Origin of the sequence: Cellulomonas olei (assembly GCF_039548315.1) — a bacterium.
Classification (GTDB): Bacteria; Actinomycetota; Actinomycetes; order Actinomycetales; family Cellulomonadaceae; genus Cellulomonas.
In genome coordinates, this window is record NZ_JBCLVN010000022.1 from 51819 (window position 1) to 68979 (window position 17161).

Sequence of the window (17161 nt, forward strand, 5' to 3'; positions counted from 1 at the left end):
GAGTTGGTTGACTCGCGTAATTAAGGCAGGGTAAGAATGCCCCAGTCGCGGTCCGCGACCGTCACCGTCGACGGAAGGAACACCCGATGATCCGCACCACCGCACGACCCCGGCGCCGGCTCGGCGCCGGCCTCGCCGGAGCGGCTGCGCTGGCCCTCCTCGTCACCGCCTGCAGCGGGGGAGGTGACGACGCCGACGACGGCCAGGGTTCCACCGCAGGGGTCGGGGCCTCCGAGACCCTGGTGGCCTACACGGGCCAGGCCGGCGACTACCAGATCAACTTCAACCCGTACTCGCCGTCCAACATCGCCGGGCGCGGGACCATCTTCGAGCCGCTGTACTTCATCAACAAGGCGCGCGTGGAGGACCCGGTGCCGCTGCTGGGCACCGACTACGCCTGGAACGACGACGGCACCGAGCTGTCGGTGACGCTGCGCGACGGCGTGACCTGGTCGGACGGCGAGCCGTTCACCGCCGACGACGTCGTCTTCACGTTCGACATGCTCGTGGAGACCCCTGCGATCAACAACATGGGGTTCGACGGGACCGCCACGGCCGTCGACGACGAGCACGTGACCTTCACGTTCGACGAGCCCGCGTTCGTCAAGGCGCCCGACATCCTCGGTCAGTACATCGTCCCGGAGCACCTGTGGGCCGACGTCAACCCGACCGAGGACGTCATCGAGAACCCGGTCGGCACGGGCGCGTACCTGCTGAGCGACTTCAAGCCGCAGGCCATCACCCTCGTCGCGAACGAGGACTACTGGGGCGGCGCGCCGAAGCTGAAGCAGATCCGCTGGCTCTCGCTGTCCGGCAACCAGGCCGGGGCCGACGCCCTCGCCGCGGGCGACATCGACTGGCAGACCGGCCCGGTGCCCGACATCCAGAACGTCGCCGACAACTACCCGGGCTACGACGCCCTGACCGCGCACCAGAACCAGATGGTGCTCGCGACCTGCTCCAACGCCGACCTCGGCTGCACCGGGCCGCAGACCGACCCGGCCGTGCGCCACGCGCTGTACCTGGCGATGAACCGGGACCAGCTCAACAACCTCGCGTTCCAGGGCACGGCGGCCGAGATCTCGCCGACCTTCGCGCTGGTGCCGAGCCAGGAGCAGTGGATCGCCGACTCCGTCGCCGAGCCCGTCTCGTCCGGCAGCGCCGACCCCGACGCGGCCGCCGCCGTGCTCGAGGACGCCGGCTACGCCCGGGGCGACGACGGCGTCTACGCCAAGGACGGCCAGCGCGTCAGCCTGAACATCGAGGTCGTCACCGGCTGGACGGACTACATCACCGCGGTCGACGCGATCGCCGCCCAGGCGAAGGAGGCCGGCATCGAGGTCGTCTCCACGCAGTCGTCCTGGAACGAGTGGACGGACAAGCGGCTCAAGGGCAACTTCCAGCTCGCGATCGACTCGCTCTGGCAGGGACCCGCGCCCGACCCGTACTACGTCTACCAGTACTTCTTCACGAACCCGACGCCCGTCGGGGAGTCCGCCGGCAACGCCTACGCGCGGTTCAGCGACCCGGCGGTGGACGCCGCGATCGAGAAGCTCCAGACGCTCGACTTCGACGACCCCGCCCGCACGGACGAGTTCGCGACCATCCAGGACGCGATCGTGGAGGACATGCCGTACATCCCGATCATGACGGGCGGCACGACCAGCGAGTGGAACGTCCAGAAGTTCAGCGGCTGGCCCACCGAGGACGACATGTACGCCTTCCCGGCGGTCTGGTCGGCCCTCGACGCCGCGCAGATCTTCAAGGCCCTCACGCCGACCGGGGAGTAGCAGCGATGACGTCGTCGTCCCCGAGCCGGACCACCCCGAGGGAGGCAGTGTCGTGAGGTACGTCCTGCGCAAGCTGGGCTTCTACGCCGTGGCCCTGTGGGCCGCCCTGACCCTGAACTTCCTCATCCCGCGGCTGCTCCCGGGCAACCCGGTCGACATCCTGCTGGCCAAGCTCCAGCAGCGTGGCGGCACGGTGACCCCGGAGACCCGCGAGGCGTACGCGCTCCTGCTCGGGGGCGACGACTCCATCCCCCTGATCCAGCAGTACGGGCTGTACCTGCGCAACCTGCTGCACGGCGACCTCGGCGTCTCCGTGTCGTACTACCCGGCGTCCGTGACCGACGTGATCTCGACGTCCATGCCCTGGACGATCACGCTGGTCGGGATCGCGACCGTGATCGCCGCGGTGATCGGCGTGCTGCTCGGGATGTTCGCCGGCTGGCGGCCGGGCACGTGGCTCGACTCGCTCGTGCCGGGCACCACCCTGCTGGCCGCCGTGCCGTACTTCTGGCTCGCGCTGATCCTCGTCTACCTGCTGTCACGGACGTGGGGCCTGCTCCCCGGCCAGGGCGGCTACGACGTGGTGCTCGACCCCGGGTGGAACGCCGAGTTCATCGGATCGGCGATCTACCACGGCACGCTGCCGGCGCTGACGATCGTCATCGCGTCGCTCGGCGGCTGGCTGCTCGGGATGCGCAACATGATGGTCTCGACGCTGTCGGAGGACTACATCCTCACCGCGCGGGCCAAGGGCCTGACCGACGGCCGCATCCAGCGGCACTACGCCGCGCGCAACGCCGTGCTGCCGTCCATCGCCGGCTTCGCGATCTCGCTGGGCTTCGTGGTGTCGGGGTCGGTGATCACCGAGCAGATCTTCTCGTACCCCGGCATCGGGTCCCGGCTGCTGAACGCCGTCACCAACAACGACTACGCGCTGATGCAGGGCGTGTTCCTGTTCATCACGCTGGCCGTGCTCGGCGCGAACCTGCTGGTGGACCTGCTGTACGGACTCATCGACCCCCGCACGCGGGCCAAGGGCTAGGAGACGCGCGTGACGAACCTGACCCCGGCCACCGAGCCGGACATCGCCGACGCCACCGAGCAGCGTGCGCAGGTGGAGGCCGAGGAGGGCCACCGCCGCACGTCGTCCTGGCGGCTCATGCTCCCCACCATGACGCCGTGGCTGGCCGTCGGCCTGGTGCTCGTCGTCGGCATCGCCGTCTTCGGCATCGTCGGGCCGTCGCTCGTCGGCGACCCGAGCACCATCCGCGACATCGGCCTGACCGGCCCGTCCGGCGAGCACCCGCTGGGCACCACGCAGACCGGCCAGGACGTGCTGTCCCAGCTCGCGTGGTCCACCCGGGGCTCGCTGCAGATCGGCCTGCTCGTGGGCGTGCTGGCGACGCTGCTGTCCACCCTGGTCGGCATCTACGGCGCCTACCTCGGCGGCATCGCCGACGAGGCGTTCTCCCTGCTGTCGAACGTGTTCCTCGTGATCCCCGGCCTGCCGCTCGTGATCGTCATCGCGGCGTTCGTCCCGCGCGAGGCCCGCGGGTGGTGGACGATCGGCATCGTCCTGGCGCTCACCAGCTGGGCCGGCTCGGCCCGGGTGCTGCGCGCGCAGACGCTGTCGGTGCGCAGCCGCGACTACGTCGCCGCCTCCCGGGTGTCCGGCGAGCGCTCCTGGCGCGTCATCACCGTGGAGATCCTGCCGAACCTGCTGCCGGTCATCGCGTCGCAGTTCGTGTTCGCGGTGATCGCGGGCATCCTCGCGGAGGCCGGCCTGTCGTTCATCGGGCTCGGGTCGTCCGGGTCGCAGACCCTCGGGACGATGCTGTTCTACGCCCAGAACGGCTTCGCGCTGTCGCTCGGCGCGTGGTGGTGGTTCGTGCCGCCCGGCCTCATGATCGCGCTGTTCGGCATGGGCCTGTCGCTCATCAACTTCTCGATCGACGAGGTCATCAACCCCAAGCTCAAGACCGTCCGGCTGCACCGCAAGCAGATGCGCCGCATCGCCCGCATGGAGAAGGAGGGCCGGGCATGAGCCTGCCGACGCCGGTCACCGGCCGCCACGCCGACGGGGCCACGGGCCGCCGCACCGTGCTCACGGTGCGCGACCTCGACGTGGTCTACGAGGTCACGCCGCCCGTGCACGCCGTGAAGCACGCCGACCTGGAGCTGCACGCGGGGGAGATCCTCGGGCTCGCCGGGGAGTCCGGCTGCGGCAAGACGACCCTGGCGTACGCGATCAACCGGCTGCACCAGCCGCCGGCGCGGATCGCGGCGGGCGAGGTGACGTTCCACGACCGGGACGGCACCGACGTCGACATCCTGGGCCTGTCCGACGAGGCGCTGCGGCGGTTCCGCTGGGAGACGCTGTCGATGGTCTTCCAGGGGGCGATGAACGCGCTGAACCCGGTGACGTCCGTCCGGGCGCAGCTCGCCGACACCATGCGGGCGCACCGCCCGGGGATCGGCCGCAAGGAGGTCGAGGCGCGGTCGGTGGAGGTGCTCGAGCGCGTCGGCGTCGACCCGCGCCGCCTGTCGTCCTACCCGCACGAGCTGTCCGGCGGGATGCGGCAGCGCGTCATGATCGCCATGGCGATGCTGCTCGAGCCGCAGATCATGATCATGGACGAGCCGACCACGGCCCTCGACGTCGTGGTCCAGCGCGACATCCTGCGGGAGATCGTGCGCCTGCGCGACGAGCTCGACTTCGCGGTCGTGTTCATCACGCACGACCTGCCGCTGCTCCTGGAGATCAGCGACCGCATCGCCGTGATGCTGGGCGGGGAGATCGTCGAGCTCGACAGCGCCGACCGGCTCTACACCCAGGCGCAGCACCCGTACACCCGCCGGCTCCTCGGCTCGTTCCCGAGCCTGTCGGGCGAGCGCGGCGACTTCATCCGCACAGGCGTGCTCGACGACGAGCAGGACGGAGCCAGCGCATGACCAGCGTCGAGGTGGTCGACCTGACCAAGGACTACACGATCCGCGAGGGGCTGCGGCGCTCGACGCTGCGGGCCGTCGACGGGGTGAGCTTCGACCTCGTGCCGCGGCGCACCGTCGCGCTGGTGGGGGAGTCGGGGTCCGGCAAGTCCACGATCGCGAAGCTGCTCACGCGCCTCGAGAAGCCGACGTCGGGGGAGATCCGGGTGACGCTCGACGACCGGACGCCGGTCGTGGGCTCGGTGTACCGGCGGCACGTGCAGATGGTGTTCCAGGACCCGTTCGCGTCGCTCAACCCGTTCCACACCATCGAGCACCACGTCGCCCGCCCGCTGCTGCTGCACCACCGGACGCGCGGCGCCGAGCAGACCCGGGAGCGCGTGGCGCAGATGCTCGAGCGCGTGAACCTCACGCCCGCGCACGCGTTCGCGCAGCGTCGGCCGCACGAGCTGTCCGGCGGGCAGCGGCAGCGCGTGGCGATCGCCCGGGCGCTGGCACCCGGGGCGCAGGTGCTGATCGCCGACGAGCCCGTGTCGATGCTCGACGTGTCGATCCGGCTCGGCGTGCTCAACCTGCTGGCCCGGCTGCAGCGGGAGGACAACCTCGCGGTCCTGTACATCACGCACGACCTGGCGACCGCGCGGCACTTCTCCGACGAGATCCTCGTGCTGTACCGGGGCCGGGTCGTGGAGCGCGGGCCGTCGGACGCCGTGATCCTCGACCCGCACCACGACTACACCCGGCTGCTCGCCCAGGCGGCGCCCGACCCGGAGCGCGTCGGCAAGGTCGTGGCGTCCGAGCTCGGGTTCGACCGCACCCGGATCGACAACTCGCGCTGCTACGACCACACCACCGGCGAGTGGACGGTGCACCCGGGGGCGCGCGAGGCCGCGTGACGCGCGGGCCCGGGCGCCGCGCCGGCGGCGTCCGGGCCGGTCACACGCCCGGGCCGGTCACGCCCGGGCCGGTCGTCCCGCCGCCCACCGCGGGCTGCACCGCGTCGACCACGCCGTCGGAGTTCTCGTCGCGGGCCCGCGCCCGCCGCGCGTCCCGGCGCAGCAGCACCGCGGCGCCCGTGGCCGACAGCGCCGTGCCCGCGAGCACGGCGATCTTCGCGGCCCCGGCCCGGCCGTCGTCCCCGGCGAACGCGAGCTCGGCGATCAGCAGCGAGACGGTGAACCCGATCCCGGCGAGCAGCCCGACGGGCAGCAGGTCGCGCAGCCCCACGCCGTCCGGGAGCCGCAGCGGCGACACCCGGGTGACCACGGCGACAGCCCCGACGATGCCGACCACCTTGCCCAGCACCAGGCCCAGCACGACCGCCGGCACCACCGGGTCGCCCAGGACACCCGCGAGGCCCGAGCCGCCGACCAGGGTCACGCCGGCGGCGAAGAACGCGAACAGCGGGAGCGCCACGACGGCCGACCACGGCCGCATCGCGTGCTCGTAGCGGTGCACCCGGGTGACGTGCTCGGCGTTCACCGGCCGTGCGGGGACGGTCAGGCCCAGCAGCACGCCGGCGATCGTCGCGTGCACCCCGGAGGCGTGCATGCAGGCCCACGCCACCAGGCCGAGGGCCCACAGCAGCCACGGGTGCACGTACGGGGACCGGGCGACGAGCGCGAACAGCACCACCGCGCCGACGGAGGCCGCGAGCGGGCCCGCCGCCACGCCGTCGGAGTAGAACACCGCGATCACGACGATCGCGAGCAGGTCGTCCACCACCGCGAGCGTCAGCAGGAACGTCCGGATCGCCACCGGCAGGCCGCGGCCGAAGATCGCCAGGACGGCGAGCGCGAAGGCGATGTCGGTCGCGGTCGGCACCGCCCAGCCCGCGCGGGACGGGGCGTCACCGGCGACGCCGACCACCGCGAGGTACACCGCCGCCGGCACCAGCATGCCGCCGACCGCCGCGACGACCGGGACGGCGGCCCGCCGCGGGTCCCGCAGGCTCCCGGCGACGATCTCGTGCTTGAGCTCCAGGCCGACCACGAAGAAGAACACCGCGAGCAGGCCGTCCGACGCCCAGTGGGCGAGGTCGAGGTCGAGGTGCCACGCCTCGATGCCGACCACCAGCGACGACACCTCGTGGTAGGCGTCGCGCCACGGCGAGTTCGCCCAGACCAGGGCGAGCACGGCGGCGGCGATCAGCAGCGCACCGCCGGTCGTCTCGGCGGACGCCCAGCGGCGCAGGCCGGTGGGGGCGGGCAGGTGCGTCGGGTGCGGCATGGGGTGCTCCTGGGGCGCGTCGCGTCCCCGCGTGGAGGGTCGCCGCGCGGGGAGCCGACCAGACTTCCCGGCACACCGAGAGTCCAGGCTAGAGGGCGGGCCGCCGGGGCGCACCGGGAGTCCGCGAGCCGAACGGAGCCCGCAGGCGCCGGACACGGCCCCACGGGACCGGGACGGCGGCCGGACGGCGGCCGGGTGTCACGACGTGCGCTCCGCCTCACCTACGCTGTCCGGCGATGATCACGCGAGCCGAAGGGGCGTACCAGGGCGCCGTCCGGGCCTTCCAGAACCCGATGCTCGACCTGCTGCACAAGCGCCACGCCCCGCTCGTGGTGTCGCTGCTGTCGCTCGTCTTCACCCCGGAGCGCCCGCAGGTGCCCGTCGCGGACGCCCACACCGAGGTCGCCGACGCGCTCGACCAGCTCCGCGCGGCCGGGTACGGGGACGACCTGCCCGTCGGCACGGCGCGCGACCTGTGCCGGCAGTGGGCCGACGCCGGCTGGCTCGTGCGGCAGGTGCTGGACGACGACGTGGAGACGTACCGGCTGTCCGCGCACGCCGTCGGCGCGCTCGAGGTCGCGGGCCGGGCCGGTGGCGGACGGGCCCGGGTCTCGCAGTCGCGCGTGCGGACGCTGCTGGACGCCGTCGAGCACCTCGCGCAGGAGGCCGACCCCGACGTCCTGGTGCGGCTGTCGCGGCTCGAGGCGGAGATCGCCCGGCTGCGCGCCGAGGCCGAGCGCATCGAGCGCACCGGCGAGGTCGAGCGGGCGGACGACGAGCAGCTGCTCGAGGAGGCGGAGAACGTCCTGCACCTCGTGCGGGAGCTCCCGGCCGACTTCGCCCGCGTCGCGGAGTCGATCAAGGCGATGCAGCGCGACGTCGTCACCGCCCTGCGCCAGGACGAGCGGCCCACGGGCGCGGTGCTGCGCGAGTACCTGGAGCGCGGCGAGCACGTCATGGAGTCCACCGTCGAGGGCCGGGCGTTCTCCGGGGCGCTGCGCCTCATCGGGGACCCGCAGCGGCTCGACACGCTGTCCGCGCAGCTCGACGTGGTGCTGCGCCACCCGTTCACGCGGATGCTCCCCGCGCCGCAGCGCGCCGAGCTGCGCGACCTCGGGCGGCGCATCGAGCGCGGGCTGGAGCAGGTGTTCGCCGCCCAGCGCGAGGCGTCGGCCGTCATCACCGCGCAGGTGCGCCACCACGACCCGCTGCGGGACCGGCAGGTCGACGAGCTGCTCCGCGACGTGATGACCGGGTTGCAGCACTGGCTGCCGGGCTCCCGCCGCGGGCAGGCCGTCGAGCCGCTGCGGCGCCTGCCCGTCGCGGAGGTCGAGCACCTGCGCCAGTCCGCCGGGGACCTGCGCCCGCCCGAGCCGCCCGCGCCGCTGCACGCCTGGGAGGACGACGAGGACGACGACGCGTCCGCGACGCTGGCCCGCGCGTGGGGCGGTCCGCACTACGCGGAGCTGCGCGCCCACCTGGCGGCGTGGGCCGCACGGGCCGGCGGCGGGGCGGACGGCGGGATGGAGCTGGACCTGGCCGCCGCGTTCGGGGCCGCGCCCGCGGACCTGCGCCGTCCCGTGGACCTGCTGGGCCTGCTCGAGATCGCCGACGCCCACGGCATGACGGACACCGGCGCCGTCGCGTACGTCGAGGCGGTGCGCCCGGACGGCAGCCGCCGGCGGTTCGCGTTCGAGGGTGTCACCACACGGATGGAGGACGGCAGCGATGACCGGCACTGACACGAGCGCGCCGATCGAGGTCGGCGTCACGGACCTCGACGGGGAGCGCGACGCGTCCGGCGGCTTCATCCCGCCGGTCGCGATGGAGGACGACCCCGCGGAGCTGTTCGCCGGCGACTCGGGCACGCTCGACGCCGACGTCCGCCGCGTCCTCGTGCGGCTGCTCCAGCGCCGGTTCCTGCTGGCGGAGCGGAACCCCGCGCAGTGGCGCACGCTGCTCGCGCACCAGCAGGTGATCGAGTCGCGGCTGCACGACCTGTTCGTGCACCTGGTGGTCGACCACGACCGCGGCATCGCCTACAAGCGGCAGGTCCGCTCGGCGGAGCTCGACGTGCCCGTCCTGCTGCGCGACGAGCCGTACAGCCGCGCCGAGACGCTGGTGCTGGTGCACCTGCGCACGGTCTTCCAGCGCGAGCGCGGGGCGGGCGAGAGCTCGGCGCGCGTGGACGTGGAGGAGCTCGAGCAGACGGCCCTGACCTACTACGACCCCGACGACACGAACGTGGCCTCCCGCCAGCGCGAGATCCGGGGCGCGGTCGCCCGGCTCGCCAAGGAGGGCGTCATCGAGGAGGAGTCCGAGGGGCGCTACCGGGTGACCGCCCTGGTCGAGATCGTCCTGAGCAACGAGCGGCTCACGGAGCTGCGCGCGTGGCTGCGCAGCCCCGCCGCGACCGTGCCGCAGGACGGGACGCCGGAGCCGGCGGACGAGGACGCCCCGGACGACCACGCCGCACCGCAGGACGACGCCGCGCCGCAGGACGAGGAGCCCGCCCGATGACCATGGTCGACACGCTGTTCGGCCTCATCCCGGCCGCCTCGACGGGCCAGCAGTGGCTCGCCCGGGACCTGCAGCTCGTGAACTGGGGCGGGTACGACGGCCACCACCGGGTGCGCCTCGCGCCGACGGCGACGCTGCTGTCCGGCGGGTCGGGCTCGGGCAAGTCGACGCTGATGGACGCGTACATCGCGCTCCTCATGCCCCACACCACGCCGTTCAACGGCGCGTCGAACGGCGGCGTCGTGGGCCGGCCCCGCGGCAAGGACCAGCGCAACATCCTGTCCTACGCCCGCGGCAAGCTCGACGAGTCCCGCACCGAGGACGGCACCCGCCAGCGGGTGCTGCGCGGCGACGGCCAGGACACCTGGTCGGCGATCGCGATGACGTGGGCGGACCAGTCGGGCCGCGAGTTCACGGCCGTGCGCGCCTGGTACGTCCCCGCGGCGGCGCGGACCCTGGAGGACGTCACCGCGGTGCGGGCGACCCGCGAGGGCGGCTTCGACCTGCGCGACCTCGAGCCAGCGGCGGCCGACCGGTTCGGACGGGCGGCCGTCGCGGCGGCGGGCCTGGGCGCGTTCGACACCGACCGCGAGTTCACGGCCCGGCTGCACTCGACCCTCGGGATCGGTGCGACCGGCGACGGCGGCAAGGCCGTCGGGCTGCTCGGCCGCATCCAGGCCGGCCAGCAGATCACGACCGTCGACGCGCTCTACAAGGCGATGGTGCTGGAGGAGCCGAGCACGTTCGCGACCGCGGACGCCGTCGTCGAGCAGTTCGACAAGCTGTCCGGCACCCGCGAGCAGATGATCACCGCGCGGCAGCAGGTCAAGGCGCTGGAGCCGATCCGCGCGCACCGCGCCGCCGCCGAGGAGGCCGCCGAGCGGCTGCGCGTCATCGCGTCGGTCGGCTCGTTCGACGACGACGCCTCCCCGGCCGCGCTGTGGCGGCACGACCGCCGCCTCGGCCTGCTGCGTGCCGTCGAGGCCGACCTGCAGCACCGGCACGACGGGGCCCGGCGGGAGGCCGACGAGCTCGCGGCGCGCATCGCGGCCGCCCGGGCGGAGCTCGAGGGCGTCAAGGAGACCCTGTGGGTGTCCGGCGGCGACCGGCTGTCCCGCGCCCAGCGCGAGCTGCGCGCCACCGACGACCGGCACGCCCGCGTCTCCGTGGCCCGCGCCCGGCTCGACGAGGTGCTGGCCGACGTGCTCGGCGTCGGGGTGCCGACCGCGGCCGACTTCGAGGCGCTGGCCGAGCAGGCCCGCACCGCGCTGGCCGACGACGGCGCGAAGCAGGACGCGCGCGAGCGCCTCGGCGCGGCCATGGCCGAGCGCAAGGACGCTCGCGGCGAGCTCGCCGGCCTGCGCGCCGACCGGGCGGAGGCGGAGCGGCAGCAGGGCAGCATCCCCGGTGACCTGCTGCGGGCGCGCGCGGCGCTCGCCGAGGCGGCGGGGCTGACCGCCGACGAGCTGCCCTTCGTGGGCGAGCTGCTCGAGGTGCGGACCGAGCACGAGCCGTGGCGCGATGCGTTCAACCTCGCGCTCGGCGGCTTCGCGACGACGCTGCTGGTCGACGCGGCGCGTCTGGGGGCGTTCCGCCGGGCGATCGACGCCGTGCGGCTCGGGAGGCGCCTGCGGTACCAGGGCGTCCCCACCGGGCAGCGCTCCGACGTCGCGCTCGACCCGCGGACGCTGCCCGGGCGGCTCGAGCTGCGGTCCGGGCCGTTCAGCGGCTGGCTGCGCAACGAGCTCGCGGACCGGCACGCGTACGTCTGCGTGGACACGCCCGGCGAGCTCGCGCAGCACACCAAGGCCCTGACGCGCGCCGGCCAGGTCTCCGAGGGGCTGCGGGGTGCGCACGGCGGCCAGGGACGTGCGAACGTCCTCGGCTTCACCAACACCCGGCGGCTCGCGCAGCTCGACCGGGAGATCGAGCTGGCCGAGCGGCGCGTCGAGCTCGCCGAGCGCGACGTCGAGGCCGCGGCAGCCCGCCTGGACGAGCAGGACGCCCGCCGCCGCGCCTACGAGGCCGTCGTCGCGGTCACCTGGGAGCAGGTGGACGTCGCCGCCGTGGACGCCGAGCGGGCCCGCTGGACGCAGGTCATCGAGGACGTCACGTCCGGCAACCCCGAGGTGGTGCGCCTGCAGCGGCGCGCGGACGAGCTCGACATCACCGTCGCCGCGCTCACCGAGAAGCTGGGCCGCGCCAAGGGGGACGCCGAGCGGCTCACCGCCTCCTGGTCGGACACCACGGACGAGGTCGACCGCGCCCAGCAGGCGCTCGACGACGCGCAGGACGCCGGCACGACGGCCGCGCCGGAGCAGCGCGCGTACCTCGAGCAGCTGCTCGGCGGTGCCGGGGCGGACGTCCCGGCCGACGCCGCGCCCGTCCAGGCGCTCGCCGCGTTCGACGGCACGGTGGCGCACGCCGCCGAGCTGCTCCGGGCCGACCGCCAGGCGGCCGAGGGCGTGGTCGGCGCGTCCCGGGACGCGCTGCGACGCACGTTCGAGACCTTCGTCGAGCGGTGGCCGGACCCGAACCTCGGCACCGACCCCGAGGAGTCGTACCGGGACTTCGAGCGGATCCTCACCGAGCTCGAGACCAGCGCGCTGCACGAGCTCGAGGGGGAGTGGCGGCGGAGCCTGCTGCGGCTGTCCGGCAACGACCTGACGGACCTGCACAACGCGCTCGCCCGGTCCGTGCGGGAGATCAAGGAGCGCATCCGGCCGGTCAACGACATCCTCGCGGACCTGCCGTTCGCCGACGACGACCACCGCCTGCGCATCGACGCCCGCGACACCCAGTCCACCGTCGTCGCCCGGTTCCGCAAGGAGCTGCGCGACCTGCGCGAGGAGCTGTCCACCGAGGCGACGGACGCGGAGCGCGAGCGCCGCTACCTGCGCATGGCGAAGGTCGTCGACCGGATCCGGCGCACCGCCCCGGACTTCGCGGACCTCGTGGACGTGCGCCGGCACGTGCGGCTCAGTGCCGAGAAGACCGACCTGGACGGCAACCACGTGGCGCTCTACGACCACATCGGGGAGAAGTCCGGCGGTGAGTCCCAGGAGCTCGTGGCGTTCATCGTCGGCGCCGCGCTGCGGTACCAGCTCGGCGACGCCGGGGCGGAGCGCCCGCGGTACGCCCCGGTGTTCCTGGACGAGGCCCTCATCAAGGCCGACGCGCGGTTCACCGGGCGGGCGGTCGGCGCGTGGCGGGGCCTGGGGTTCCAGCTCGTCATCGGCGCGCCGAACGACAAGTTCAGCGCCCTGGAGCCGCACGTCGACCTCAAGTACGTGGTCCTCAAGGACGCCGCGGGTCGCTCGCGCACGAAGCCGATCGCAGGGCTCGCGGACACGCCGGCACCCGCCTGACGCCGCGGGGCGCGCGCGCCCGGGGACGGGCCCGCGCGTCGGGCGGGGTCAGCCCTCCGGGAGGGGTGCCTCGCGCTCGTCCGCGTGCGCGACGTGCCGGAGCTGGCGCCAGATGAGCGCGACGAACAGGGCCGACCCCGCGAACGCGAACCAGAACGGCGCCGCCACGCCGTACCGCTCCGCGAGCACCCCGCCCAGCCCGGACCCGAGGACGAGGCCGCCGAAGACACCCACCGTGTTGACCGCGCCGACGCGACCCTGGAGCGCGCGCGGGACGGCGCGCTGCCGCACGGTGACCGAGGTGGTGCCCCAGACGAACGCGTGCGCGCCGAAGACGAAGAAGATGGCGAGCGCGACCGCGGGCTGCCGGGTCAGCGCGAGGCCGAGGTGCGTGAGGGTCTCGACGACGAGCCCGATCCGCATGAGGTTCCCGAGCGAGACGCGTCGCGTGATCCACCCGTAGGCCGCCGTGCCGGCGAGACCGCCGACGGCGCTGACGGTGGTGAGCAGCCCGAAGCCGACGGACCCGAGCCCCAGGCGCTGCGTCGCGTACAGCACGAGCACCGACCAGGCGGCCCCGAAGGTGATGTTGAACGTGAAGATCGTCAGCACCAGGGTCCGCACGGCGGCGTGGTGGCGCACCCAGCGCAGCCCCTCGACGATGTCCCGGCCGAGGTGCTGCCGGGCAGCCGGGTCGGGCCGGTGCGGCGGCAGGACGATCCGCGCGACGAGCGCGGCCGCCGCGGACACGATCAGCGCCTGGCCCGCGGCCGGCCACGCGGCCCCGGCGGCGAACAGCGCGGCGCCCACGGGCGGGCCGGCGAGCTGGTTGAGCGTGATGAAGCCCGTCTGCAGGCGGGCGTTCGCCACGGCCAGGTCGTCGCGCGCCACGAGCATCGGCAGGAACGTCTGCGCGGCGTTGTCGGCGAACACCTCGGCGGTCCCCAGGAGGAACAGCAGGCCCAGGACGAGGCCGACGGTGGCGTGGCCGCCGGCCACCGCGACGGCGAGCGTCGCGAGGACGACCGCGCGGGCCACGTTGACGACCAGCACGATCCGGCGGCGGTCCCAGCGGTCGGCCAGAGCTCCCGCGAGCAGGCCGAACAGCAGCGGGGGCAGCCACTGCAGGGTCGCCCCGAGTGCCACGAGCCGAGCGTCGGAGGTCAGCGAGGCCACGAGCAGCGGCCCGGCGGCGAGCGCGATGCCGTCGCCCACGTTGCTGACCCACGACGACGCGAGCAGCCACCGGAACGGCACGCCGAGCCGCGGGGGCGCGACGGCGTCGACGAGGCGGCTCACAAGGGCGAGATGCTAGCCGCTGCCTGCGACACCCGGCCGGGTGGCAGCCCGCCGGGGCGGCGCCTAGCGTCGCGGGGAGCGGGTCGGGTCGAGGCCCCCGGGAACTCAGCGGGAGCAGCCATGTCCGAGACCACGCCCGGCGCCGCCACCGACGTGACCGACCCCGTCGCGTCGCCGCGCGCGACCGCCGGCCCTCCCTCGGCCCGCCCGCTCGCTGTCGTGACGGGCGCGTCCAGCGGCATCGGCCTGGAGCTCGCCCGCCGGTTCGCCGAGGAGGGGTTCGACCTGGTGGTGGCCGCGGACGAGGCGGAGCTGGCCGTCGCCGCGGACGCCCTCGGGGCCTCGGGCGCCGCCGTCCGGCCCGTCCGCGTGGACCTCGCGACCGCGGAGGGCGTCGACGCGCTGGTCGCCGAGGTGCGGGCGACCGGGCGTCCGGTGGACGCGCTCGCGCTCAACGCCGGCACCGGTCGCGGCGGCGCGTTCGTCGAGACGCCGCTGGAGGGCGACCTCGCCGTGATCGCGCTGGACGTCGTCGGCACCGTGCGGCTCGCGAAGGCGCTGGTGCCCGCGATGGTCGGGCGCGGCGCCGGCCGGGTCCTGGTCACCGCGTCGACGGCCGCGCTCGTGCCGGGTCCCTGGTACGCCACCTACGCGGCCTCGAAGGCGTTCGTGCACTCGTTCGCCCAGGCGCTGCGGCACGAGCTGTCCGGCACGGGCGTCACCGTCACGTCGCTGCTGCCCGGCCCCACCGACACGCGGTTCTTCGAGCGTGCGGGCATGGAGGACACCCCGGTGGGCAGCGGACCGCAGGACGACCCGGCCGACGTCGCCGACCAGGCGTTCGAGGGGCTGGTGGCCGGCAAGGCCGAGGTCGTCGTGCGCTCGTTCCAAGCCCGGCTGCAGGCCGTCGCGGCGGCCGTGCTCCCGGACCGGGCGAAGGTCGCCGTGCACGGCGCGTCCACCCGGCCCGCCGGGGACGACGGCGCCGTCGACGCCTGATCCCGTCCGGTGGCAGGCCGCGTCGCCCGCGCCTAGCGTCGACGGGGCCGGATGTCGGCCCCACCCGCCCCGCCCGGCCCCGCTGCCGGGCGCCCCACCAGGAGGTCATCGCATGTCCGCCTCGCAGGCCGACGAGATCGAGCGCGCCCGCGTCACCGAGGAGCAGCCCCCGCCGCCCCCGGCCGCCCGCGTGCTGCTGTTCCTGTTCTGCTTCGCCCTGATGCTGGGCGGGTTCTGGCTCATGGGCTTCGCCGTCGACCACGCGTCGATCACCGGGTTCACCGCGGGCATCGTGGTCAGCGGGCTGGGGTTCTTCCTGGCCCTGCACCGCCCCCGGCGCTGACGGCGTGGGCGGGGACGCGACCGGCGGGCACCCGCCGGCGCTGGCGGACGCCGTCCGGCGGGTGCTCGGCGAGGGCCACCGCCTGCGGGAGGCGCAGCGCGACGCCCTGGACGGGCTGCACGACCACGACACCCTGCTGGTCGCACGCTCGGGCGCCGGGAAGACGGCGGTCTACGCGATCGCGACGCTGCTCAGCGGTCGGCTGACCGTCGTCGTCTCGCCGCTGCTCGCCCTGCAGCGGGACCAGGTCGACGGCCTGCGGGCGGCGGGACTGCGCGCCGAGGCGGTGAGCTCGGCCCGCACCGCGGCGTCCGTCCGGGCTGCGCTGGACCGCGCGGCCGCCGGGGAGCTCGACGTGCTGGTGCTCGGGCCGGAGCAGCTCGTGCGCGAGCCGGTGGCCGACGCGCTCGACCGCGCCCCCGTCGGGCTGGTGGTGGTGGACGAGGCGCACTGCGTGAGCGAGTGGGGGCACGACTTCCGGCCCGACTACGTGCACGTCGCCTCGACCGTGCGGCGGCTCGGCGGACCCCGCGTGCTCGCGCTCACCGCCACCGCCTCGCCGCACGTGCGCGAGGAGGTCGTCGAGCGGCTGGGGATGACGGAGCCGCGCGTGCTGGTGCACGACGCGGACCGCCCGAACATCTGGCTCGGCGCCCGCCACGCCGCCACGCCGGGGGAGCGGGACGACCGGGTCGTGGCGGCCGTCCTCGGGCTGGAGGGGGCGGGGCTCGTGTACGGACGCACCCGTGCGCACGTCGAGGAGCTGGTGGAGCGGCTCGCAGCCGCGGGCCGGCCGGCGCTCGGCTACCACGCGGGGCTGCCGGCGGCCGGGCGCGCGTCCGTCGAGCGGGCGTTCCTCCGGGGCGAGCACGACCTGGTGGTGGCGACGAGCGCGTTCGGCATGGGCGTGGACCGGGCCGACGTGCGGTTCGTCGTCCACGCGGGACCTCCGACGTCGCTCGACGCGTACTACCAGGAGGTCGGGCGCGCGGGCCGGGACGGCGAGCCGGCGCGCGCGGAGCTCGTGGTCCGGCCCGAGGACTTCGGCCTCAACCAGTACCTGCGCGCGGGCGGCGTCCCCCGTCGCGCCACGCTCGCGGCCGTGCTCGCCGCGGTGGCGGACGGCGCCGCGGACCAGCAGGCGGTCGTCGGGGCCTCGGGGCTCGCGGCACGCACCGCCTCGCGGGCCGTCGGGGTGCTGCTCGAGGTCGGCGCGCTCGAGCGGGACGCGCGCGGCGGGCTGCGACCGACCGGGGTGACCGCGGCCCGCGCCGCCGAGGAGGCCGCGGCGCGGCACGAGGAGCGGCGCGCGGTCGAGCGCTCCCGCGTCGAGGTCGTGCGCGCGTACGCCGACACGACCGACTGCCGCCGCCGGCTGCTGCTGGAGCTGCTCGGCGAGCCGCACCCCCGGCCGTGCGGGACGTGCGACTCCTGCGAGGCGGGGACGTCGGTGGCGGTCCGGGACGCGCCGGTGCGCCCCGGCCAGCCCGTCGAGCACGCCGAGTTCGGGCCCGGGCAGGTGTCGGTGGTCGAGGAGGACCGGGTGACGGTGTTCTTCGCCGACCGCGGGTACGTCACGCTCGACACGGCGGTGGCGTGGGAGTCGGGGCTGCTGCGGGCGGCCGGCTGAGGAGGCGCTCCTCGGACGGGGGCGCGGCCGGGGC

At 74.8% G+C, this 17161-nt stretch carries 13 protein-coding genes; 11 read left to right on the forward strand and 2 right to left on the reverse strand.

Going from position 1 to position 17161, the window contains the following annotated elements; genetic code table 11:
• Positions 1–86 precede the first annotated feature (86 nt).
• Genes AAHH18_RS08665 through AAHH18_RS08685 form a run of 5 tightly spaced genes read left to right on the forward strand, consistent with a single transcriptional unit; the run spans position 87 to position 5635 of the window.
• Positions 87–1790 carry an ABC transporter substrate-binding protein gene (locus AAHH18_RS08665; RefSeq protein ID WP_283320531.1) on the forward strand — a complete coding sequence of 568 codons (1704 nt, stop codon included), beginning with the start codon at positions 87–89 and terminating at the stop codon, positions 1788–1790.
• Positions 1791–1842: 52 nt separating this feature from the next.
• Positions 1843–2832 carry an ABC transporter permease gene (locus AAHH18_RS08670; protein WP_343301334.1) on the forward strand — a complete coding sequence of 330 codons (990 nt, stop codon included), beginning with the start codon at positions 1843–1845 and terminating at the stop codon, positions 2830–2832.
• A 9-nt stretch (positions 2833–2841) separates the two neighbouring features.
• Positions 2842–3834, forward strand: coding sequence for an ABC transporter permease (locus AAHH18_RS08675; RefSeq protein ID WP_283320529.1), 993 nt, complete (start codon positions 2842–2844; stop codon positions 3832–3834).
• Entirely contained in the window at positions 3831–4742 is a 912-nt protein-coding gene (locus AAHH18_RS08680; protein ID WP_343301335.1) for an ABC transporter ATP-binding protein, read from the forward strand. The genes AAHH18_RS08675 and AAHH18_RS08680 overlap by 4 nt, the downstream gene beginning before the upstream one ends.
• Positions 4739–5635: an ABC transporter ATP-binding protein gene (locus AAHH18_RS08685; protein ID WP_283320527.1), complete on the forward strand. Its 897-nt coding sequence runs from the start codon at positions 4739–4741 to the stop codon at positions 5633–5635. The genes AAHH18_RS08680 and AAHH18_RS08685 overlap by 4 nt, the downstream gene beginning before the upstream one ends.
• Positions 5636–5675: 40 nt before the next feature.
• Here the strand turns inward: AAHH18_RS08685 and nhaA are convergent, their stop codons facing one another.
• Positions 5676–6968: a Na+/H+ antiporter NhaA gene (gene nhaA, locus AAHH18_RS08690; RefSeq protein WP_343301336.1), complete on the reverse strand. Its 1293-nt coding sequence runs from the start codon at positions 6966–6968 to the stop codon at positions 5676–5678.
• Between the two features lie 236 nt (positions 6969–7204).
• On the opposite strand from nhaA, the gene AAHH18_RS08695 reads away from it, so the two are divergent.
• Genes AAHH18_RS08695 through AAHH18_RS08705 form a run of 3 tightly spaced genes read left to right on the forward strand, consistent with a single transcriptional unit; the run spans position 7205 to position 12856 of the window.
• On the forward strand, positions 7205–8710 hold the full coding sequence (locus AAHH18_RS08695; RefSeq protein ID WP_343301337.1) for a DUF3375 domain-containing protein: 1506 nt from the start codon (positions 7205–7207) through the stop codon (positions 8708–8710).
• On the forward strand, positions 8697–9488 hold the full coding sequence (locus AAHH18_RS08700; RefSeq protein ID WP_459349103.1) for a DUF4194 domain-containing protein: 792 nt from the start codon (positions 8697–8699) through the stop codon (positions 9486–9488). The genes AAHH18_RS08695 and AAHH18_RS08700 overlap by 14 nt, the downstream gene beginning before the upstream one ends.
• Positions 9485–12856: an ATP-binding protein gene (locus AAHH18_RS08705; protein ID WP_343301338.1), complete on the forward strand. Its 3372-nt coding sequence runs from the start codon at positions 9485–9487 to the stop codon at positions 12854–12856. Before AAHH18_RS08700 ends, AAHH18_RS08705 begins: the two co-directional genes overlap by 4 nt.
• Positions 12857–12904: 48 nt before the next feature.
• On the opposite strand, the gene AAHH18_RS08710 is transcribed toward AAHH18_RS08705, so the two are convergent.
• Positions 12905–14155 carry an MFS transporter gene (locus AAHH18_RS08710; RefSeq protein WP_343301339.1) on the reverse strand — a complete coding sequence of 417 codons (1251 nt, stop codon included), beginning with the start codon at positions 14153–14155 and terminating at the stop codon, positions 12905–12907.
• 120 nt (positions 14156–14275) lie between these two features.
• Between AAHH18_RS08710 and AAHH18_RS08715 the strand changes: the two genes are divergently transcribed.
• From AAHH18_RS08715 to AAHH18_RS08725, 3 genes are all read left to right on the forward strand, one after another.
• On the forward strand, positions 14276–15154 hold the full coding sequence (locus AAHH18_RS08715) for an SDR family NAD(P)-dependent oxidoreductase (protein ID WP_343301340.1): 879 nt from the start codon (positions 14276–14278) through the stop codon (positions 15152–15154).
• 112 nt (positions 15155–15266) lie between these two features.
• Entirely contained in the window at positions 15267–15497 is a 231-nt protein-coding gene (locus tag AAHH18_RS08720) for a hypothetical protein (RefSeq protein ID WP_343301341.1), read from the forward strand.
• Positions 15498–15501: 4 nt separating this feature from the next.
• The gene (locus tag AAHH18_RS08725; protein WP_343301342.1) at positions 15502–17127 is read left to right on the forward strand and encodes a RecQ family ATP-dependent DNA helicase; all 1626 of its coding nucleotides are present in this window, start codon (positions 15502–15504) and stop codon (positions 17125–17127) included.
• The last annotated feature ends 34 nt before the right edge of the window (positions 17128–17161 follow it).